Below are 20,918 nucleotides of genomic sequence, written 5' to 3'. Positions count from 1 at the left end.
CCAGCGAGAGGGTGCGTGCGGTAAGCGACGCGTTCCGTCACCGTTAGCGGATCGGATCCTCCACTCAGACGGCGCTCGCGCCCAGTGGGTACTAGGGGAGTGGTGTGCCTCGAGCCGGTGACGGGCGTGGCGTCGAGGCGTAGGCCGGCAATGAGTTCCAGGTCAGCCGGCTTGAGCCTTCAGCTGATCCTTTCACCGGGCGTCGGCGTGGGGTCGGCTACCGGAACGCGGCGCTGAATGTCGGCGGCGTCTACACCGAGGATCTGCGTGATCCCCGCCTCGCCGATGCCTTTCATTTGACCTTCGTGCGCTCCCCCATGGCGCACGCCCGGATCCTGGGCGTCGACACCGCGGCGGCGGCCGCCGCACCCGGGGTTGTCGCTGTGCTCACGGGCGCGGATCTCGGGCTGGCGTCGGCCCCGCCGATGATGCCCGACTTCAACCAGGCTATGGCCCTGCCCCCGCTCGCGTCCGACGTCGTCCGCTATGTCGGCGAGTGTGTCGCCGCCGTCCTCACCGAGCAGGCCTATCAGGGTGAGGACGCCGCGGGTCTGGTGGACGTGGAGTACGAGCCGCTGCCGGCGGTCGTGGACATGCGTGACGCGGCGCGCGATGACGTGCTGCTGTTCCCGGAGTCGGGCACCAACACTGTCTGCACCTTCGGGCCCGCCGACTTCGCCGAGGACCTGTTCGCCGGCTGCGAGGTCGTCGTCACCCAGGAGGTGCACAACCAGCGTGTCGCCGTCGCGTCGATGGAAAGCCGCGCGGCGGCGGTGGTGCCCGATGACGGTGGCCGGCTCACGATGTGGTTGTCCACCCAGGCCGCGCAGTTGGCGAGGGGTGCGGTGGCGATGTGGCTGGGCCTGCCGATGGAGCAGGTGCGAGTGATCACCCCCGACGTGGGCGGCGGTTTCGGGGCGAAGGTCGGGGCCGACCCGGAGCACGTGGTGGTGGCCGCGGCCGCGCGGCACGTCGGGCGTCCGGTGCGCTGGGCGGAGTCCCGTTCGGAGAACATGGTCGGAATGTGCCAGGGCCGGGCCCAGCTCAACACGGTCACCGTCGGGGGCAACCGGGACGGGAAGGTGCTGGCCTACCGGCTTGACGTGCTGCAGGACAGCGGCGCTTACCCGCGGTTCGGCGCGTTCCTGCCGGCGCTGACCACCCTGATGGCGCCCGCCGTCTACGACTTCCCGGCGATCGAGACGCGGGCCCGCAGCGTGGTCACCAACACCACTCCGACTGGGGCGTACCGGGGCGCGGGGCGACCGGAGGCGACCCACGCCATCGAGCGCGGGTTGGACCTGTTCGCCGCGGAGATCGGCATGGACCCGGCCGAGGTCCGCCGGCGCAACCTCCTGCCGGCATTCACCGAGCCGCACTCGACGCCGACCGGCGCGGTCTACGACACCGGCGACTACCCCGGAGCCTTGGATCGCGTCCTGTGGGCGGCGGGCTACGACGACCTGCGTGCCGACCAGGCGCGTCGCCGCGAGCGCGGCGATGTCATGCAGCTAGGCATTGGCCTGTGTGTCTATGTCGAAATTACTGGCGCCCCGCTGGAGGGCGCACCGAGCGAGGTCGCTGACATCCAGGTTCATGCGGACGGGTCCGCAACGGTGCTGACCGGAACGTCCCCGCATGGCCAGGGCCACGCCACGGCGTGGGCGATGCTCGCCAGTGAGGAGACGGGGATCCCGATCGACAAGATCGCCGTCGTGCACGGCGACACCGACCTCGTCCCGGACGGCACGGGTACCTTCGGCTCACGCAGCCTGCAGCAGGGCGGCGCGGCGGTCCGCCAGGCCACCATCGAGCTCGTCGAGATCGCGCGACAGCGGGTTGCCGAGCTGCTGGAGGCCAACCCGGACGACATCGTCGTCGATACCACCCGCGCCGCGCTGCAGGTCGCGGGCTCACCGGCCACGGCAGTCACGTTCGCCGAGCTCGCGGCGAAGGAGCCGTTGCAGGTACGCAGCGTCTTTACCGCGCCCGGCCCGACGTTCCCCTTCGGCGCCCACGTGGCGGTCGTTGAGGTCGACGTCCGCACCGGCAAGGCCCGGCTGCGGCTGATCGCGGTCGACGACGCCGGCACGGTGCTCAACCCGCTGTTGTGCGAGGGCCAACGCCACGGCGGCTACGCGCAGGGTGCAGCACAGGCGCTGATGGAGGAGGTTCGCTACGACGTCGACGGCAACCCCGAAACCTCAACGCTCGCCAACTACCCGTTCCTGTCGGCCACCGAGGTGCCGAGCTTCGAGCTCGTCGAGATGGCCACACCCACCTCCTACAACTCGATGGGTGCCAAGGGGATCGGCGAGGCCGGCACCATCGGCGCCACCCCGGCCATCCACAACGCCGTGATCGACGCGGTCGCGCATCTCGGCGTCCGGCACATCGACATGCCCACCACCCCGCAGCGGGTGTGGAAGGCGATCAACCAGGCCACGGAGGCCCGACAGACCACAGAGGCGGCGTCCTGATGCAGGTCAACACCACCGTCAACGGCGAGGCGCGCCGCGACGAGATCGAGGACCGGCTGCTGATGGTCCACTACCTGCGCGACGTGTGCGGGGTGACCGCCCCCAACGTCGGCTGCGACACCACATCCTGCGGTGCGTGCACCGTGCTGTTGGACGGCGAGTCGGTGAAGTCCTGCACGGTACTCGCCGTCCAAACCGACGGCCGGGAGGTTTCCACCGTCGAGGGCCTGGCCGCCGCCGACGGCACGCTGCACCCGGTCCAGGCCGCGTTCCGCCAGGAGCACGGGCTGCAGTGCGGGTTCTGCACGCCGGGCATGGTGATGGCGGCAGTCAGCCTGCTGCACGACAACCCGAAGCCGACTGAGCAGGAGGTACGCCAGGGGCTGGAGGGCAACTTCTGCCGGTGCACCGGCTACCACAACGTCGTGCGGGCCGTGCTGGCCGCCGCCGCCGACGGGGTGACTGCATGATCCCGGCCCCGTTCAGCTACGTGCGCGCCGACTCGGTCGCGCACGCCGTCCAGCTACTCGGGCAGCACGGCGACGACGCCAAGCACTTCCTGCACGTCCGCTCGCCGGAGCCGGACGCGTCCGAACACTAGCGCCGCGCCTGTCTCCAGCGCATCCTTCCACAGCTCGTAGCTGTAGAAGCCACGTTCGGCAAGTATCAGCATGTCCGACTCGAAGTCGCCCAGGAGCTTGTGAGACAGGCGTCGCTCGCCGGTGCTCCAGGTCCCGATAGCCGCGGACACGATAGCGTGGGTGCCGGATTCCCCGAGGTCGACCACGCGGGCCACAGGAAAAGCACTGGGCCCATTCGCGGGTAGTCGTGCGTCGAGAGTTGGGCGGCGGGCAGGCGTGTCTTGGGTCACCAAAGGTGACCTCTTTGTCCTCCGTTCATCTTTTGGGCGGTTCTCGTCCACTACGTGTCCCTAACGTGCCCGGCGAGCGGCCACCCCGAGCCGCGTAACTGACGCGTCTTCGGACCGAAACCTCGGAGGAACATCAGTGAAGCTCAAGCAGCACGGTGCTGTGCTCGCCATGGTCGCCGCCGGAGCGTTGGCGCTGGCGGCATGCGGCAGTAACTCGACTCCCTCGGGGGGGAGCGGCGCGTTGGGTTCCGACGGTCTGGCGGGCTCTTGCGGTGGCAAGCAGAGTCTGTCCGCTGAGGGCTCCAGCGCGCAGAAGAACGCGGTCGATGTGTTCGTGCAGGCCTACCAGGCGAAGTGCCCCGGCTCCAACGTCGCCTACAATCCGACCGGCTCCGGCGCCGGTGTGAAGCAGTTCAACGCCGGGCTGGTCGACTTCGGCGGCTCGGACTCCGCGCTGAATGCCGCCAACGGCGAGGTCGCCGCCGCCCAGGCGCGCTGCAAGGGCAACCCGGCGTGGCACCTGCCGATGGTGTTCGGCCCAGTGGCGCTCGGTTACAACCTGCCCGGCGTGACCAACCTGGTGCTCAACGGGGAGACCACCGCGAAGATCTTCAACGGCACCGTCCAGACCTGGAACGACCCAGCCATCGCCGCGCTGAACAGTGGCAAGCGACTGCCGGCACAGCCGATTAACGTGATCTTCCGGTCGGATCAGTCGGGTACCACGGACAACTTCCAGAAGTACCTGGCCGCGGCCGGCAAGGGCGCCTGGACGCAGAAGGCCGGCAAGACCTTCAACGGCGGCGTCGGCACCGGCTCGCAGGGCTCCGCCGGGGTAGCACAGGCGATCTCCAGCGCGCCCGGCACGATCGGCTACATCGAGCTGTCCTACGCCCAGGACAACAAGCTGGCAATGGCCCAGCTGGACTCCGGCTCCGGCCCGGTCGCGCTGACCGACGACTCGGTCGGCAAGGCCATCGCCGGTGCCAAGGTCACCGGTCAGGGCTACGACCTGCGGCTGGACCTCAAGTCGGTCTACGGCGGCAACGCCGCGGGCGCCTACCCGCTGGTCCTGGCGACTTATGAGCTGGTCTGCTCGAAGGGTTACGATCCGGCGGTGGCCCAGGCGGTCAAGGCCTTCCTAACCACCGCGGCGACCGGCGCACAGGCCCAGCTGCCCGCGGCCGGCTACGCGCCGCTGCCGGTCGCATTCCAGCAGAAGCTACTGACCGCCATCCAAGCCATCAGCTGACCCCTGTGCCGTGAGAAGCCGAAGTTTGACAGTTCCTCGCTCTCCCATCCCGTGGCTCCGGAGAAGCGGCGTGCGCTGCGCTGGGGCGCACGGGATGACACCGCCCATTAGTGACTGGCATCACACTGACTATTGATTTACGTCTCGCCCGCGCGCCTTTGTGGTTGTCGCGTCCAAAGGAATCGACAGTTGATGCGTCATCCGTCGACCGCCTTGCCCTGTGGCAGGATCTCGCTCGATTGTGGGTTGGCGGCTACTACCGGTGACATGGGGGACGGCACGATGGAACAGAGTTCACCGGGGGAGCTTGCCGATGCCCCCGCGGTGGTGGCCGACGCGCGCCCGCGCGAGGGTGGGCGCGTGGCGGCGGTGTGTGAGCAGCCGTCGGAGTCGGTTTCGGGTACGAGCCGCTGTACGTGTTCGCCCGGCAGGAGGATGTGTTGGTCGGCGGCGCGCAAGTGCTTGTCCGGCGGGTACCGCTGCTCGGGCGGATCGGGTACGTCTCCTACGGGCCCATCGTCGCCGGCGGAGCGCCCCGGGCGGCGGTGGTCGCCGCGCTGGCCGACGCACTGGACGAACTGGCCCGCACCCGGCTGAGTGCCCTGTTTGTCCAGCCGGTCGAGGGCGACGACATCAGCGCCGCGCTGCTGGCCAGAGGGTTCCGCGCCTCCATGGCGGGGGTGGCGCCGCCGGCGACGGTGGGGATCGACCTGTCCGCCACCGAGGAGCAGCTCCGCGCCGGGCTGAGCAAACGGATCCGGCGCTGGACAGGCAAATGGGCCAGCTCAGGGGTGGCGGTGCGCCGCGGCGGGGTCGCGGACCTGGAGATCCTCGCCGACCTGCTGCGGCGCACGGCACAGCACCAGGGCTTCTCCGAGCTGTCCCCTGACTACGTGCGCACGCTGTACCACCAGTTCACCGACGCCGGTCACGTCGACATCTTCGTCGGCGAGGTCGACGGCGAGCCGGTCGCCGCGGAGCTGTTCACCACCTGCGACGCCGTGCTGCGCTGCCGGCTCACCGGCATGGACCGCTCCAGCCCGGCGGTGCGGCTCAGCGTCACCTCCGCACTCGACTGGGAAGCCATGAAGTGGGCCAAGGCCCACGGCTTTGCCGAGTTCGACCTCGGCGGGCTATCCGCCTCGACGGCCGCAGTCGTGGCGCGGGACGGCTTCAGCTGCCCGCGCCTCGACGGGGCCGCACGGTTCAAGCTCGGCTTCGGTGGGCGGCTGCACCACTACCCCCAAGCGGTCGAGTTGATCTCCTCGCCGGTGCTGCGCCGGGCCTACGACATCCTCGGCTCCGGATCCGCCGGCCGCGTGGTTCTCGACAAGGCCAGACAATGGATGCGACACCGCTCTACCGCCCGCTGAGCACGATCCTTCGCCACCAGGACACCACACCGATGGCCTACCTACGCGCCGTCCGCCTGGACCAGCGAGGTCATCCGCGAGCGGCTGTGTGTACTCATCGCAGGCGACCAGGCCTTCTGGCGGTCGGGAGTGTGCAGCCTGGGGTTGTTCCACACGACCTCCCAGGTCGCGACGGCCCGGCACGCCTTGGCCAAGCAGACCGCTGGACTCCCCGGTTTCGCCGGGGCGCCGGTTGCTGGAGTCGGCTTTAGGTTTGGTTTTGTGGTTGCGGAGTCTGGCCGCATCAACGCCGTGGATCGAGCCAGAAACCGTCAGAACGGTGCAGCCGTTCACGACGCGAGCCGACCACTGCATGCGACACGCTCCTCACGTAGGGATGTTCACCAAGACTCCGGTTCGGCGAACTGGGCCGGGCGCGGGATCACAGGGCAGACGTTTCGTTGGTGAGCGCTCAGGTCGTGGATAGACCAGCGGGGCGACGGAGCATGGCCCGTCGGGGGTTGCGGAGAGTGTTGTGACACAAGGGCCGCGCCCAGCGTCACGAGTGACCGTGCATTCCACGATCCCTGACGATGACGGCGCCCTCGGCCTAGCCTCGGGCTGCGGAGGGAAACGGAACGGTATCCGGCGGCAGTGACTGTTCCAGCTGGTCAGAGAACTCTTCCAACTTCTCCGAAGTTGGTATCCTGCACGGACAACACTGCGGGTCGCGGGCCTACCGGCGCTCGGGCCGCCGCCCGGCACGGTCCTGTCAGACTCCGCGGCCACCGTCGCCCGGTTCCTCACCGACCTGGCTCCGCACTGGCGCCCGGCCACCCCCATCGATGTCGCCGCGGACATCGTGGCCGGCCACGTACTGATCCGTCCCGGTCTGCGGCCCTCGAGCATCGCCGGTTATCTGGCCGCGATCTTGGTAGCCCACCAGGCGGCGGCGATCCCCGCCCCGGACATCCCGACCGCGGCCATGCCGAGCGTGGCCAGCGCGGTGGGGGAGATGGCCAATCCGGGCCAGCACGACGCGGTCCGCCGGGCGCTGGCCGGCATCCGACGCCACCCCACCCTGGCACCGGCCCCGCGGCGCAGCGCGCTACGCCCGGCCGACATGGCCACGAACCTGCAGGACCTGGACCCAGACGAGCACCTGGCCGACGCCCGCGACGCCGCCCTGCTGGTCATCGGGTGGACTGGTGCGCTGCGCACCGACGAACTGCACCGCCTCGACGTACGCGACATCGTCACCACCGACGACGGCCTCCTAGTGCACCTACGCCGCTCCAAGACCGACCAGACCGGCACCGGCCGCACAGTCGCCATCACCCCACCGGAGGACCCCCTCGACGCGGTAGCGGCGTGGGTGCGCTGGCGCAACCGCCTGGCCGCCCACGTCTTCCACACCGGACCCGCCTGGCGTGGCATCGACCGCTACGGCCGACGACCCCGACCCACCCGACTCACCACCAAATCCCTGGACGCGATCATCGCGATCTCGTTCGGGACGCAGACCCGGCCGAACGCGCCGAGCGTGAGCGCGAGAATCGCCACACCGGCCGCTAGGCTCAGCGCGACCGCAGCGATCCGGTGCCCTAGGTAGAGCTGCGAGACCCCGATGACGGCGGTCACCGCGGCGGCAAGGCACCACAGCGCCCGCCGCGTCGGGTACCCAAGGTCGTGGCGGGTTAGCCATGCCGCCAGCCCGACGACGACCGCCGCCGCGGTCGCGGGCCCGGACACCGTCATCGGGTCCCAGACCAGGGCCTGGTCGCCCAGAAGCCGCCCGAGGAAGCCTTTCCCGGCGAACACCACCGCGGCCACCGTGGCCAGCGCCACCGCGACGCAGATCAACGGCGTCGGACGTCGCCACCGCATTGACAGCCACCCGGCCAGGGCCAGCAGCGCGAGCGGGGCGATCGTGTCGGCGGCCCGGGAGGTCCAGCTCACCGTCACGTGGTTGACCAGCAGGTGCAGCCACGTGGGGCCGGTGTCTGGGTAGAGCCAACCGCCGCGGCGCGGTGGCGCACCGGCCAGCGCGCCGCGGCGGTAAAGCTGCCACACCAACGCCGTGCCGAACACCGCGCACGCCCAGATGCTCGCCACGATCATCCGACACGGCCAGCCAACCCGAGCTCGGTGCGACCCACCCATACCGTTCAGAATGCCGTGCGACCCCCAAGCCTGACGCTGGCGGGGGGCCCTGGCGCTGGCAGGGATCTCCCCCCGCTGTAGGGCACAGGTGGTTGCACCGCCGCTGGCGCAGGCAACGCTCTCAGCGGAGGTGCGCGACGATGGCGGCATGAAAACCGATCGAGATCGGGCACTGGTGCGATGCCTGATCCCGGATCTTGACTCGCGCCGCGCGAGCGGATGCACTGTGCTGACATTCCTGAAGGAGTGGGGGTCGGTCAACCGTTGTTTTTCGGGTTCTTTCTCGTGTTTTGGTCGGCGTTGATCGCGGTCGGTGTCAAGGCTGGCCATAGGCCACCCGGAGGGCGTGGCCTTGACACCGACGAGAACGGCGCGATCATCACGGCGAGAGAGAATCCGATGATCGGGTTATGTGGTTGTGGGACGCTTCATCGGTGGGTGTGTGGCAGAGCCGGGTGGTCCCGGCTGCAGACATTCCTTCGCCCGTGGGCATGAAGCGATACGGGAGGACCGGACGGGGCCAATCAGTTTATCGACCACGCCTCGCGGGGGTCAGTCAGACCAGCGGCCACGCGCCCGGAGCTTGTCGATCGCCTCATGCCGCGATGGGACTGGGTCGCTCCAGGGCACGGACATGCCCATCGCGCAGCCCGTAGTAGACCAGCTTGAGCAACACCCGAGCAGCGGCGACCTTCGCGAGGTTGCGCCCGCTGCGGCGGCCGGGTCGGCCTCGGCGGTCCGCGATCCGGGCGCGGTGGGCGGTAATCAGCGGCTCGGAGCTGCGTTGCACTGCTTCGACCGCGGCGCACCGCACGAGCGTGTTGCCCTGTTTATCTGTGGCCACCGTGGTGTCAAGGCCGCGCGACCCCTCGTTGACTCACTTGTTTTTGGATCTTCTTCGATGGCCGTGGGGCGCGCGTTTAGCTCGGTGGCGGCTGTCCAGGCTCGGGCAGCGCCCGACCGCGCAGCGGCCGCAGGGCCTTGACAGCGAGACCGAGCGGCGCACCCTGGCCGCCGGCGAAGAAGATCTTCGTGGGTTGTTGCTTCAGCTGGTAGGCATCGTCGGCTCCCTCGAGTCGGGCCTGGCTCGTCTACCCCGGTGTGTGTCGGGCGCCCCTGCTTATCTAGGTCCTCGACCACTTGGGGTCGGCGACAAGATGGCGATTGGGGTGACTCAACTCGGGTTGCGGCCGCTCACTCTTGGTCGGCTGTCCGGTGAGGAACCGGCAGCTACAGGGTTGCTGGGAGCTGACCGCGGGTTCATCGGTTGGTCGGGCGCGGCGACTTGCCCGGGGTGTTGGGCGGATCAGGCGGCGGGTGCGAGAACCTGGTCGCCCAGGTTGCGCAGGGTGTGGTGGCAGCGGCGGGCGAGCTTGCGGGCGACCGACAACAGCGCCAACTGGCCATCCAGGCGGGCCTTGACCTGCTGGAAGTAGGCATGATCGGGCGAGCTGGGGCGTCCGGCGTACACGGCGGACTCATACAGTGCCCAGCGCAGCAGAACCGGGCCTTGTCGGGCCAGATGCCCAGCGGTGCGACGGCCGGCGGAAGAGTAGACAGTGACATCCAGCCCGGCGTGGCGCACAGCGTCATCGGAGCTGCGGAACCGGCGAGTGTCTCCCATCTCAGCCCAGATCGCCACCGAGGTCAGCGGCCCAACGCCGTAGTGTGCGGCCTGCAACGCCTTGCACGCGGGCTGCCGCCGGGCGATCCAGTGGATCTGTTCACGCGCGTTGCCCAACTCCTCGGAGAGCCGATCGACCTGTCGCATACCGGTGTCGATTGCGATGCGGGTCGCCGGGGATAAGTGCGCCGCGGCGATGCGTTCCCGTCCGGCCGCCGACATCGCTTTGACGTCGAGGTCTACGACGCCCATGTGATAGAGACCGGCTTGTACCCGCTGCAACCAGCCGGTGCGCTCATCGAGCAGGTCCTTATAGAGGCGGACCAGTGCGCGAGCCTCCAGCACCGGCTCCGGTGGGATCCACGACTCCGGAATCCGGCCTTCCAACAGCAGGTCCCGCAGCAGCTGGGCGTCGGTACGGTCGGTCTTGGCGCGCCGTTTCGGGCCCCGACGCGCCGCGGTCTCGGCCGGCTCCGCCATATGGGCCTCGATGCCGGCCCGCTGAAGTTCCTCGACGACGTAGCGCCAGCCCGTGCAACCTTCCAGAGCGAACGCCACGCCGGCACGGCCGCTGAACCGGCCTAACCATCGCCTCAAGGTTTCCCGGTCTCCCGGCGCGATCTTGCCCCGGAGCACCTCCCCCGAATCGAGATCTACATAGTCGAACGTCAACTGCGATCGATGAATGTCGATCCCGCCCACCACCGACATGACAACCTCCCCAACCGGCTCACCGTTGGACGAACAGGCCGCCGGCGGCGGCCGCCACATTCCATCTTGGTGATCCGACCACGGTGCACGGTGGCGTCGGACTCACGGTGACGCGGAGTCAACCCCGCCCCACTGGTCAGCTTGTCCGCCGTGGCGAACCGGGCCGGGTCACCGATCTCGGCGACAAAGATCGAGGCGAACACCGGGCCGATCCCACTAATCCGCTGGATCGCCCGGTAACCCGGATGCCCGGCCAGGACCTGGGCGATCACGAAATCGAACCCGGTGATCTCCGTACCCAACATGGCGATCAGATCACGCAGCGAGGACACCCGTGCCGCATACGCCGGCTCCAACGACAATTGATCTAACAATGCGGTGCCCTCGACACAGAACAGATCCGACATGCCCACCGCAACACCACGCTTGGCTAACACCGCGTGCACCGAGGACTTCGCGCTCGCCCGCCACCGTGACAATTTCGCGCGGTAGCGCACCAACTCGCGCAACGCCCGAGTCGGCGCCGGCGCGATATGCGCCTCCGGGAGCCGACCCATCCGCAACAGGTCAGCCAGATCCGCCGCGTCACGCTCATCGTTCTTCACCCGCCGATAAGAGAATCCCTTGATCCCCAACGGGTGCGCCAAATGGACCTCCGCACCCAACTCTTGCAGCGTCTCAACCGCCCAGTACCAGCCATAAGTGGCCTCCAACACCACCCTCGGCTCAGGCCCAGCCGCCGTCATCGCCGCCCGCAACGCCTCCGGAGTACTCGGAAACCGGTCCATGGAACCCAGCCGCTGCCCGTCAGCACCCATCCGCACCAACACCGTCCGCCGACGATGCAGATCAATACCCACGAACTGCCGACCCGCGTACGATCCGCTCACAGGGGCCTCCCTTGTTGTGAGTCATGAGCAACCCCCAAGCATGGGGGAAACCCACGAGGAGCGGAGGCCCCGCTCCTTCATCGCATCAGTTTCTGGCGTCATTAACGGAATCGATGCGTCCAGACTCAAACTTCTGCAAGGTCCCAACGCCAGCCTCGTGGGGTCTATCCCATGATCGGTGTTTCCGGCGGTTTGGTTAGTAGGTTTCAGCGGCCGGCCAGCGGTCACTGAAGGTGATGGCGAAGGCGTTGATCACGGGTTGCCAGCGCATCGTCCATCGTGCGCGGCCTGTGCCGGTGGGGTCCAGGCTGCGGGTCACAAGGTACAGGCATTTGAGCGCGGCCTGTTCGCTGGGAAAGTGTCCGCGTGCTCGCACGGCCCGGCGGTATCGTGCGTTCAGTGATTCGATCGCGTTGGTCGAACAGAGCACTTTCCTGATCTCCATGTCGTAGTCCAGGAACGGCACGAATTCGTTCCACGCGCCGCGCCACAGTCGGATCATCGCACCGTATTTCTTCCCCCATTTCTCCTCGAGCTCGTCCAACGCGACGAGCGCGGCATCGGGATTGGGCGCCGTGTAAATTGGTTTGATGTCACGCTTGATCGCGTCGGCGTCTTTGCGTGAGGTCAACCGGAACGTATTCCGAATGAGATGGATAATGCACGTCTGTACGATGGTCAGTGGCCATACGTTCTCGACCACCTCGGGCAGGCCCTTCAGCCCGTCGCAGACCACGAAGAACACGTCACGCACACCCCGGTTCTTCAGATCGACCAGCACGCTCATCCAGAACTTCGCCCCCTCGCCGCCGGTGCCGGCCCACAACCCGAGCACGTCCTTGCGGCCGTCCACGGTGACGCCGATAGCGGCGTACATGGGCCGGTTAGCGACCTGCCCGTCCCGCACCTTGGTTCTGGCGCACGTTGCGTGATTTGTGCTGGTCTGTATCAGCAGGCGTGGAGGACTCGCGTGCGCAGGAGGTCAAAGTTGGCGCGGCCGAACCCCGAGTTCCGCGGTTGATGGGCACATAGGCTCCTTCTGATTCGTGTTTGTGCTGGTAGTGGGTCTGCGGCGTCCTCGGAATCTCCGAAAAGCGTGGGCACACGACTTGTGGTGTCGGGCTTGATCACGCTGGCTGTTCCTGGTCGGCTGGTGGGCATGTATCTGCGGGCGACGCAGCGGAAGAACCGGGACGGCACGGTCGTGCGATACGTGCAGCTGGCGCACAACCGTCGGGTGGACGGGGTCACGCAGGCGCAGGTGCTGTTGAACCTGGGCCGGGAGGACCAGCTCGACCGCGACGGGCTGGCGCGGCTGGTCACCTCGATCAACCGCTACCTGGGCACCGCTGATGGGGCGGTGGCGGATGCCACGCAGCTGGTCGGGGACGGGCTGTCCGTGACCGGCTCACGCCCGGTAGGGGCGGTGCACCTGCTCGACGGGCTGTGGCGGGCGCTGGAGATCGACACCGCGCTGCGCAAGGTACTCGGGCCGCGCCGGTTCGCCACCGACGTGGAGCGGGTGCTGTTCGCGCTGGTCGCCAACCGGGCCATCGACCCGATGTCGAAGCTCTCCGCGGGCGAGTGGGCCAGCCACGACGTGGCGATCGACGGACTCGAGTCGATGGACGAGGACCAGGCCTACCGCGCCATGGACCTGCTGGTGGAGGCCGACGCCCAGGCCGAGGTACAGGAAGCGGTGTTCTTCGCCGTGGCCAACCTGCTCAACCTCGAGGTCGACCTGCTGTTCTTCGACACCACGTCCACCTATTTCGAGCGCGACACCGAGGACAGCGGCGACGAGGCGTTCCGCCGTTACGGCCACTCCAAGGACCACCGTGACGACCTCCCGCAGATCGTCATCGGGCTGGCCGTCACCAAGGAGGGCATCCCGGTGCGCGTGTGGTGCTGGCCCGGCAACACGTCCGATCAGGCAATCCTGCCCGGAGTGAAGGACGACATGCGCGGCTGGCGCCTCGGACGCGTCATCACCGTCGTCGACCGCGGATTCTCCAGCGCGGACAACCTGGCCTATCTGCGCCGCGCCGGCGGGCACTTCATCGCCGGGATGCGCATGCGCGACGGGAATCCGCTGGTCGAGCAAGTACTCGCCCGTCAGGGCCGCTACCAGCAGGTCAAAGAGAACCTGCGAATCAAGGAAGTCCGCCTCGGAGCTGACACCGACGTGCGGTTCGTCATCTGTCACAACCCCGAACAGGCCGAGCGCGACCGCACCCAACGCGAAGACGCGCTCACCCGACTGGAAGCCGAGCTCGAGCGGATCAAGCAGGCACGCGAACGCGACCGCAAGAAGACGAACGCGACAACCCGACAGAAGGCTGAAGCCGCGCACACCAAGGCCGAATGCGCACTGCGCGATCACCCGACCCTGGGCCGCTGGCTGCACCAGTCACCGACCGGCAGGTTGTCACTCAACCGCGCGAAGATCAAGCAGGAGGAACGGCTGGACGGCAAGTACCTCATCGCCACCTCCGACCCACACCTCAGCGCCGAGGACACCGCCCTGGGCTACAAGAACCTCCTGGAAGCCGAGCGCGGATTCCGCGACCTCAAGTCCAGCCTGCTACTGCGGCCGGTCTTCCACCGGCTCGAACACCGCATCCGTGCCCACGTCCTGCTGTGCTGGTTGGCGCTACTGCTCGTGCGCCTCGCCGAACGTCGCGCCGGCATGACCTGGCGGCGCATCAACACCGAACTCAGCCGGGTCCACGCCGTGACGCTGACCGGCAGCGCCGGCACCGCCGTGCACACCACACCGCTCACCACCGCCCAGGCGGCCATTCTGCGCGATTGTCAGGTATCCGCCCCGACCACCGTGACCGCGCTAGACCCGGCCTGACCAGGCAAAACACCCACCCGAGCCTGGCGAACGGCGTAGGCACACGCCCCCTCCGCGCCCTCACGGGCGTTCCCCCAGGTCAAACCCCGAATCCGACCCGCCCATGTGCCTCTCAACTGCGGAACCCGGGCGAACATCTGTCGCTTCAGCATTTTGATCTTATTGACGGTGCCTTCGACCCGGCCGGAGCTGTGCTGCAGGGTCAACCCGGCGTGGACGGCGGCCTCGTCGCGGCGCAGGTTGCGGGCGAAGGACGCCATCGGTGTCAGGGTGTCCTGCTCGACGGCGACGATCCATTGTCCGAGGTCTTCGCCGCGCAGCTCGGTCATCATGGTGGCGAATCCTCGGACGTGAGTGGTGAGCCGGTCGAGCTCGGTGTCTGTCTCCCGGATCTGGCTCAGATGCTGAGCGTGCTCGGGGCGGAGCCGGTCTGGGTGGGTCATGATCCAGCTCGTGACCTCGCGGACGGTTGGGGGTTTCGGGCCGGGTAGCGCGGCGTGTCCTCGACCGTCGCGGAATTGGCGTAGGTAGCGCTGGACGGCCAATTCCCCGCCCGGATAGCCGAGTTTCTTGATCTCCCGGAACAGGCCGGTGGCGTTGCGTTGACCCTCGTTCCACCTCTGGTGCAGATACTCGATGTGCTCATCGACGAGGTGCGCGCGTTGCTCGGTCTTGGCGGTGAGGTCCTCGACCGAGCGCGCTTGGATGAGCTTGCGGACTGTGGCCGGGTGTAGGCCCAGCTGGCGACCGATCGCCACTTTCGACAGGCCCTGCTCCCAGAGTTCGTGCACCGCCGAGCGCTGTTCCCGCATCCGGGTGACGATCTTCTTCTCCGGAACAGACCGGATCAGCGGTGGCGCCGCCCCTGGTCCGGCGGCTGTCGCCGAAGATATGCCCGCGCAGGTGACAGGGGTGAGGTGGGCGCGGTGCGCGTTGACCGTTTTCTCCACGGCGTGGCCCAGGTTGCGCCATAGGTGCCACCGATCGGCGACCTGCACGGCGTCTGGCGCGCCCAGTCGGGCTGCTTCGGCATAGGCGCCTGCGCGGTCACGGCAGATCACCTCCACCCCGGGATGATCGAGTAGCCAGGCCTCGAGGGTCGCGGTCTCGCGGTCGGGCAACAGGTCGACCGGGCGGCCGCCAATCATGTCGATCACGACGGTGCCGTAGACATGGCCGCGGCGTAGAGCGAAGTCATCAACGCCGAGCACCGGTAACTTTCCGACGTGTGGGTCCGGCAGGCCGCGCAACAGCCGCAGCAAGGTGTCGCGGCTGGTCGGCATTCCCAGCCGCGCGGCCAGTCGAGTTCCCGCTCGTCCGGCGAGCGCGACCGCGATGGCGGTCAGCGCCGAGCGCAGCAACGACGTGTGCCGCAACCGCGGACCGGTCAACGCCGCGGGCTGCTCAACGAAGGTGCGCGCCGCGCACCTCGGGTTGTCGCAGAAGAACCTGCGGACCCGCACCCGCAGCACCACCGCCCGATCCGCTATCGGAACATCATCCAATCGCCGCTGATAGCGGCTGTGCACGCGGGCCGAACCATGCCCGCACCGCGAGCACTCCGCCCCGGCCGCGCGGACACGAACGTCCAAAATTATCCCGGCGCCGCCGGCGGTCACGGCCTCGATGACCACCGACTCCAGATGCGGCAGCAACACCTCAAGATCACATTGCCGTGATCTTTCGCGACACCGATCCACAAATTCCTACGACACACGCCGAGTACACGGCCGATCACGCAACGTGCGCCAGAACCCGTACCTTGACCACGATGGCATCAACGAAGATTGCTACGTACACCGCGTCCAACGGCCGACTGGCCCACTCCTGCATCTCGGCCACGACCTTGTCGGTGATCCGTGAGATCGTCTCTTTCGAAACCGACGCGCCATAGATTTCGGAGAAGTGCGCCGAGATCTCCCCGGTCGTCAACCCTTTCGCATAGAGCGACAACACGATCTCGTCCACATCGGTGAGTCGCCGTTGACGCTTCTTCACAATCTGCGGCTCGAACGCGCTTTCCCGATCGCGAGGAACCTCAATCCGCACCTCACCGACAGCGTCAGAAATGACCGTCTTCGATCGGGTGCCGTTGCGCACATTCGTCGACTCACGACCAGCATCGGCACGATGCCTCTCGTGCCCGAGATGCTCGGTCATCTCCTCATTAAGCGCCGTTTCCAGAACGTTCTTGGTGAACAGCTTCAACAGCCCGTTTGGACCAGTGAGCTCCAGCCCACGCTGCCGAGCCTCGGCCACCATCGCCGCTGCGGCGGCCTGCTCCGGCGACAGCCCCCGGTCCGACCCCTTGATCTTCTTCTCTGTGCTCACAACGTCAGATGTCATCACTCACAGTGCCCATCCCGCCGGACCACGGCCCGGCGTGTCAGGCCGGAAACACCGATCTTGGAACAGTCCCGCCTCGTGATTGACATGCGCGAGGTAACGTTTCTGGGCCCCGCCGGATTGGACGTGCTCGCCGACGTGGCCGCACGGCTGGCCGACCGTCCCTGGCCCGTGGCAATTGTCATCGGTGACAGCCACGCGCAGGTACGACGCGCAATAGAGGATGCCCAAATCCAGCAGTCCCTACGGCTATTCGACACCGTCGAGGATGCCCTCGCAGCGGGGCCAATCCACGGGGAATGACCTGATCGAGAGGACGCCGTCATTGACTCACGGGCCCGACGGCTGTTCACGTCCGCAGGGTGGACCCATCATGCAAGCGGCCCTGGTTTGGACACGAACTCCCATGCCATTCAGAGGCTCACCCGGCGAGCGTGGTTTCCTGTGGCCGCGGTGCCGGGGCCCAGTTGGGTTGGACGCTGTGTGCTGGTTGGCTGATCAGGTCTTGGGGTAGCCAGGACAGGGTCTGCTCGTGGCGTAGGTGTTCGAGTCGGTGGGGTAGCTCGTTGAGGACTTGTTCCATTCGGGCGTGCTCGAGGGCGTAGAGCACGCCGTAGGTGAAGGCGTTGTGCCCGTCTGCGTGTGCCGCCTCGGCCAGCTGTTGCAGGAGCGGGCGGGCCATCACGGCGTCTTGGTAGTCTCCGAGCAGTTCTTGGAGTTTCTCGGTTTGCCGGTGGAAGTGCTGGGCTGGCTCGCCGACCAGTGGGGTGACGATCTCGGTCATGTAGCGCACGCGCTTGGTCGCCTTGCGTGCCTCGTGCAGCGCGGTGTCGCGGTCTGGTCCGGGGGGCAGGGCATCGGCGGCGTTGAGCAAGCGGTTCAGCTTGCGGAAGGCCTTGGCGACGCTTCTGGGCAGGTCGGTGAGTGCAAGTTCGCCGGCCTGCTGCGTCAGCGGTGGTCGGTTCAGTAGCTGGTCGAGCATGGTCTGTAGGGCCAGGTAACGCTGACTGTTCAGGGCGACTGTGATGGTTTGCTCGCCCTGTTCGATCAGTGCGCCCAGGGCGCGCTCGAGATCGGCCGCAAGGGGGCCCATGATTAGCGGCTCGGGCAGCGCGCGGAGTACGTGGGTGAGCCGCTCGATCATCACCTCGATGTCGTGCTCCTCGGCCAGCTGCGCGCCGAGCCACTTGAGCTCTTCGGCCACTGTCCGGGTGTGTTCGGGTTCGAGGAACCAAGAGAAACCGCTCAGCGTGGACCGCAGCCGTCTGGTCGCTACCCGCATCAGGGTCACCGCTCCCGGGATCTCTTCGCGCACGTGCGGGTCCTGTGCCCGCAACTGGGCGACCTGCGAGCGCAACGCGGCCAGCAGGACGTCTCCCGCCCGCGCCGAACTCTCGGTGTCCCTCAGGCCGCTGGGGTTGCCCACCTCGGGTCGAGTGACGGTGTGCGGGTGGCCTGAGCGGCGTGGGTTCTCGGCGCGCCGGGTGATCGCGATGATCTGGTCGTTCTCGGCCGCGTTCTGCTGGCGGGTCAGATCGGTGCTGGTTGTCATCGCGGAGCTCCCGCGGTCAGGAGTGCGTCGGTGTGGTTCGGGGTGGGTGCGGGTGGGTTGTCGAGGATGCCGCCGCGGCGGAGGTAGACGGTGCGGGTGGCCAGCTGGGTCAGTGCCGGTTGGTGGGTGGTCATGATCACGGTGCGGCCCTCGACGAGGCGGGTCAGTGCTTGCACGACTAGTTCCTCTGCGTGTACGTCGAGTCCGGCGGTGGGTTCGTCGAGCAGCACCACGGGTGAGTCGACCAGTAGTGCCCGGGCGATGCCGACTCGTTGGCGTTGTCCGCCGGATAGGCCGGTGCCGCCGGCGGATAGTTCGGTGTTGAGTCCGTCGGGTAGTCGGTCGGCGAACTCGCTGACCAAGGCCGCGTCGGCAACCCGCGCCACCTCTTCGTCGGTGGCCTCGGGGCGGCCGTAACGCAGGTTGTCGGCCAGCGTGCCGGAGAACAGGAATGTGTCTTGCAGGACCATCGCCACCTGCTGGTGCAGCCAGTGTTCCGGTACGTGGGGCACGGACAGATCGTCGAGCAGTACCTGGCCCTCGGTGGGCTGATAGATCCCGCCGATCAGCGCGAGGGTGGTGGATTTGCCGGCGCCGTTGTCGCCGAGCAGCGCGATGCGTTCCCCGGCGTGGATGGTCAGGTCGAGCCCGTTGAGCACGGGGCCTCGGCCGTAGTCCAGGCCGACGCCACGCAGCTCGATCTTGCCGCTGACCCGAGCGGGCAGGCCCTCGAGTGAGCCGAGGTGCTCGCTGGGCTGGTCCAGGATGGCGGCGATCCGTTCGGCCGAAGCGGCGCCCTGGGTGAAGCTGGGGAGCAGTTTGGCGAGCGTCTTCATCGGCTTGAGCATGTTTTGCAGGTAGTTGGTGACCACGACCAGCAGCCCGACGGACCACCAGGTATGGAGTACGCCGTAGCCGCCGACGAACAGCAGCGTGGCGGTGCCGAGCGCGCTGACCGACTCCAGTGCCGGGGTGAACCGGGCACTGAGCTCTACCCCGCGCAGCCCGATGCCGAGCACCTTGTTGTTGGTCCTGCGGAAGCGGCGGTCTTGAAGTTCCTGGCTGCCGAACGCGTGGATGGTGCGGATGCCTTGCAGCGATTCGGTGACGAAACCGGTGAGCGAGCCGACCGCGCCACGCAGCCGCCGGGAGTTGCGCCGGGTCAGCCGTGCGTAGCGGACGGCGGTGAGGAACACCAGCGGGGCGGCACAGAGGGTGATCAGCCCGAGCCGCCAGTCGACCGAGATCAGCACCGCGGCGGTACCGAGAAGGGAGAGTACGCCAGGTACCAGCGTGGAGAACAGGTCGACCAGGCTGTAGTTGATGCGTTCGGTGTCGGTGACGACCCGGCTGGTCAGCTCACCGATGGCCTGATGGTCGTGATAGTCCTGGGGGAGGCGTTCCAGGTAGGCGAACGCGTCGGAGCGGATGTGTGAGGTCATCCGTTGCCCCGCGCCGTTCATGAACTTGTCGCCGAGGTAGTCAAACAGCCCCGAGGCGATGGTGATCAGCAGGACGGCGACCGCGGCGACCGCGAGTTTGGCCACCGCGGACCCACCAAACCAGTGGGCCACGTAGTCAAGCGGGTCGTTCTTCGATGACTGACCCTTGAGCAGGTTGTCGATCACCAGGGCCAGTGGCCACGGGGCGGCCAGGTCGGCGATCAGCTCACCCGCGCGCATCAGCACGCCGAGCAGCAGCGACCGCAACTCGGCGCGCCCGTAGTCGCGGAACCGCCACAACTGGCGCAGCGTGCCGATGTTTCCCGGTGCGCGACCGTCGGCGGTCGGCGCGGCGGCGACGGCGGTCCCGCCGGATGAGTCGGTGTCCATCTTGCCCTCCTGCTTGCCTTACGCGGCGTGCTCGGCCGCGGCGGGCACCGTCAGCGAGGCCAGTAGTTCATTGATGTTGGTCGCGACCCGGGCCACCCGGGCGCCCACAGCGGCCGAAGCCGGTCGCCTCGGCACCGTGTCGTCTCGACCTGTAACCATCACGCGAATGTAGCTCTTAGACTCACAGGAGAGACTTATGTGTGACTTAAGACGCCAAAACCACCACAGCGGAATATTGGTAGCTAGCGGCCGGGTCCAGCGACTCCAGGACGGCGGAGCCGGCCGTACTCGACAGCGACAGTTCGATCTCTAATCACCTCAAAGATGTGGTGATTATGTGCTCAAAAGGGTGAGAGCTGTGACTCAAGTGCTTATAACTGCCACAAGGCGTACCCTGAACCCTATGAGAGCGGATGCTGAGCGGAACGTGGACGCGGTGCTGCGGACCGGGGCCCGGCTGCTCGCCGCGGACCCGGGCACGAGCATCGCCACGATCGCCGCCGCGGCCGGGGTCGACCGGCGCACCGTCTACCGCCGCTTTGCGAGTCGGGAAGCACTGTGCGACGCGGTGTTGCACACCAAACTCGACGCGGTCGACGCGGTGCTCGACGACGCCCGACTGGATAGCGCACCGGTCGGTGTGGCCCTGCACCGGTTCGTGGAGGGCATCATCGCGGTGGCCCGACGCTACCCGATCGACCTAGACCAGGCGCATTCCGACGCCGAGTCCTGCGCCCGCAGACGCGGCCAGCACGAACGAATTGCCGCGTTCCTACAGCGGGCCGTGGATGAGGGACTCATCCGGACTGATCTGCCCGAAGGGATGGCCGAGCACCTGCTCAAGCAGATCGTTGGCGTTCTCGCGAGCAAGTTCCGCGACCACGACCCCGCCCACGCCGCCGACTTCGCCGTCAACGCCCTGCTCAGCGGAGTAGGCCACAACGTCCAGGGGGACCGGCTCCAACTGATCGCCGCCTAAGCCGAC

The 20,918-nt window shown here is 67.6% G+C and carries 18 protein-coding genes and 2 pseudogenes; 8 read left to right on the top strand and 12 right to left on the bottom strand.

What is annotated here, in order from left to right; genetic code table 11:
* Window positions 1-263 precede the first annotated feature (263 nt).
* From ACTXG6_RS33685 to ACTXG6_RS33665, 5 genes are all read left to right on the top strand, one after another.
* A complete protein-coding gene (locus ACTXG6_RS33685) occupies window positions 264-2,480 on the top strand; it encodes a xanthine dehydrogenase family protein molybdopterin-binding subunit (protein WP_445190168.1) in 2,217 nt (738 codons plus the stop codon).
* Window positions 2,480-2,950 carry a (2Fe-2S)-binding protein gene (locus ACTXG6_RS33680; protein ID WP_445183414.1) on the top strand — a complete coding sequence of 157 codons (471 nt, stop codon included), beginning with the start codon at window positions 2,480-2,482 and terminating at the stop codon, window positions 2,948-2,950. Before ACTXG6_RS33685 ends, ACTXG6_RS33680 begins: the two co-directional genes overlap by 1 nt.
* On the top strand, window positions 2,947-3,081 hold the full coding sequence (locus ACTXG6_RS33675) for a hypothetical protein (protein WP_445183413.1): 135 nt from the start codon (window positions 2,947-2,949) through the stop codon (window positions 3,079-3,081). The genes ACTXG6_RS33680 and ACTXG6_RS33675 overlap by 4 nt, the downstream gene beginning before the upstream one ends.
* 406 nt (window positions 3,082-3,487) lie before the next feature.
* Window positions 3,488-4,603: a phosphate ABC transporter substrate-binding protein PstS gene (gene pstS / locus ACTXG6_RS33670; RefSeq protein WP_445183412.1), complete on the top strand. Its 1,116-nt coding sequence runs from the start codon at window positions 3,488-3,490 to the stop codon at window positions 4,601-4,603.
* 416 nt (window positions 4,604-5,019) lie between these two features.
* Window positions 5,020-5,976 (top strand): lipid II:glycine glycyltransferase FemX, encoded by a 957-nt coding sequence (locus ACTXG6_RS33665; protein WP_445183411.1) that lies wholly within the window; start codon window positions 5,020-5,022, stop codon window positions 5,974-5,976.
* 894 nt (window positions 5,977-6,870) lie between these two features.
* Here ACTXG6_RS33665 and ACTXG6_RS33660 read toward each other — a convergent pair.
* The 7 genes and pseudogenes from ACTXG6_RS33660 to ACTXG6_RS33630 form a co-directional block, all read right to left on the bottom strand.
* Window positions 6,871-7,080, bottom strand: coding sequence for a hypothetical protein (locus ACTXG6_RS33660; protein ID WP_445183410.1), 210 nt, complete (start codon window positions 7,078-7,080; stop codon window positions 6,871-6,873).
* A complete protein-coding gene (locus ACTXG6_RS33655; protein WP_445183409.1) occupies window positions 7,064-7,189 on the bottom strand; it encodes a hypothetical protein in 126 nt (41 codons plus the stop codon). Before ACTXG6_RS33655 ends, ACTXG6_RS33660 begins: the two co-directional genes overlap by 17 nt.
* Before the next feature lie 209 nt (window positions 7,190-7,398).
* Window positions 7,399-8,076, bottom strand: a complete 678-nt coding sequence (locus tag ACTXG6_RS33650; RefSeq protein WP_445183408.1) for a hypothetical protein — start codon at window positions 8,074-8,076, stop codon at window positions 7,399-7,401.
* 637 nt (window positions 8,077-8,713) lie between these two features.
* Window positions 8,714-8,908, bottom strand: a complete 195-nt coding sequence (locus tag ACTXG6_RS33645) for a hypothetical protein (protein ID WP_445183407.1) — start codon at window positions 8,906-8,908, stop codon at window positions 8,714-8,716.
* 516 nt (window positions 8,909-9,424) lie between these two features.
* Window positions 9,425-10,453 carry an IS110 family transposase gene (locus ACTXG6_RS33640; RefSeq protein ID WP_445183406.1) on the bottom strand — a complete coding sequence of 343 codons (1,029 nt, stop codon included), beginning with the start codon at window positions 10,451-10,453 and terminating at the stop codon, window positions 9,425-9,427.
* Window positions 10,411-11,313 (bottom strand): IS110 family transposase, encoded by a 903-nt coding sequence (locus ACTXG6_RS33635; RefSeq protein WP_445190167.1) that lies wholly within the window; start codon window positions 11,311-11,313, stop codon window positions 10,411-10,413. Before ACTXG6_RS33635 ends, ACTXG6_RS33640 begins: the two co-directional genes overlap by 43 nt.
* Window positions 11,314-11,539: 226 nt before the next feature.
* Window positions 11,540-12,253 (bottom strand): annotated as a pseudogene (locus ACTXG6_RS33630) (IS256 family transposase); the annotation flags it as partial.
* A 249-nt stretch (window positions 12,254-12,502) separates the two neighbouring features.
* Here ACTXG6_RS33630 and ACTXG6_RS33625 point away from each other — a divergent pair.
* Window positions 12,503-14,203, top strand: a complete 1,701-nt coding sequence (locus ACTXG6_RS33625; RefSeq protein ID WP_445190161.1) for an IS1634 family transposase — start codon at window positions 12,503-12,505, stop codon at window positions 14,201-14,203.
* Here the strand turns inward: ACTXG6_RS33625 and ACTXG6_RS33620 are convergent.
* Complete coding sequence (locus ACTXG6_RS33620) at window positions 14,158-15,861, bottom strand: ISL3 family transposase (protein WP_445183405.1); 1,704 nt, start codon at window positions 15,859-15,861, stop codon at window positions 14,158-14,160. The genes ACTXG6_RS33625 and ACTXG6_RS33620 overlap by 46 nt on opposite strands.
* A gap of 97 nt (window positions 15,862-15,958) precedes the next feature.
* Window positions 15,959-16,534, bottom strand: a pseudogene (locus tag ACTXG6_RS33615) (IS256 family transposase); the annotation flags it as partial.
* Between the two features lie 93 nt (window positions 16,535-16,627).
* On the opposite strand from ACTXG6_RS33615, the gene ACTXG6_RS33610 reads away from it, so the two are divergent.
* On the top strand, window positions 16,628-16,852 hold the full coding sequence (locus tag ACTXG6_RS33610) for an STAS domain-containing protein (protein WP_445190166.1): 225 nt from the start codon (window positions 16,628-16,630) through the stop codon (window positions 16,850-16,852).
* Window positions 16,853-16,970: 118 nt separating this feature from the next.
* On the opposite strand, the gene ACTXG6_RS33605 is transcribed toward ACTXG6_RS33610, so the two are convergent.
* The 3 genes from ACTXG6_RS33605 to ACTXG6_RS33595 are packed head-to-tail and all read right to left on the bottom strand — an operon-like array spanning window position 16,971 to window position 20,092.
* Window positions 16,971-18,101: a CHAD domain-containing protein gene (locus ACTXG6_RS33605; RefSeq protein ID WP_445183404.1), complete on the bottom strand. Its 1,131-nt coding sequence runs from the start codon at window positions 18,099-18,101 to the stop codon at window positions 16,971-16,973.
* A complete protein-coding gene (locus tag ACTXG6_RS33600; protein ID WP_445183403.1) occupies window positions 18,098-19,933 on the bottom strand; it encodes an ABC transporter ATP-binding protein in 1,836 nt (611 codons plus the stop codon). Before ACTXG6_RS33600 ends, ACTXG6_RS33605 begins: the two co-directional genes overlap by 4 nt.
* An 18-nt stretch (window positions 19,934-19,951) precedes the next feature.
* Entirely contained in the window at window positions 19,952-20,092 is a 141-nt protein-coding gene (locus ACTXG6_RS33595) for a hypothetical protein (RefSeq protein ID WP_445183402.1), read from the bottom strand.
* 244 nt (window positions 20,093-20,336) lie between these two features.
* Between ACTXG6_RS33595 and ACTXG6_RS33590 the strand changes: the two genes are divergently transcribed.
* Window positions 20,337-20,912 carry a TetR/AcrR family transcriptional regulator gene (locus ACTXG6_RS33590; RefSeq protein ID WP_445183401.1) on the top strand — a complete coding sequence of 192 codons (576 nt, stop codon included), beginning with the start codon at window positions 20,337-20,339 and terminating at the stop codon, window positions 20,910-20,912.
* Window positions 20,913-20,918 lie beyond the last annotated feature (6 nt).

The sequence above is a fragment of the Pseudonocardia sp. Cha107L01 genome, from assembly GCF_052566575.1.
The sequence above is the reverse complement of the archived record's forward strand: the minus strand, read 5'-3'. Positions and strand labels throughout refer to the sequence as shown.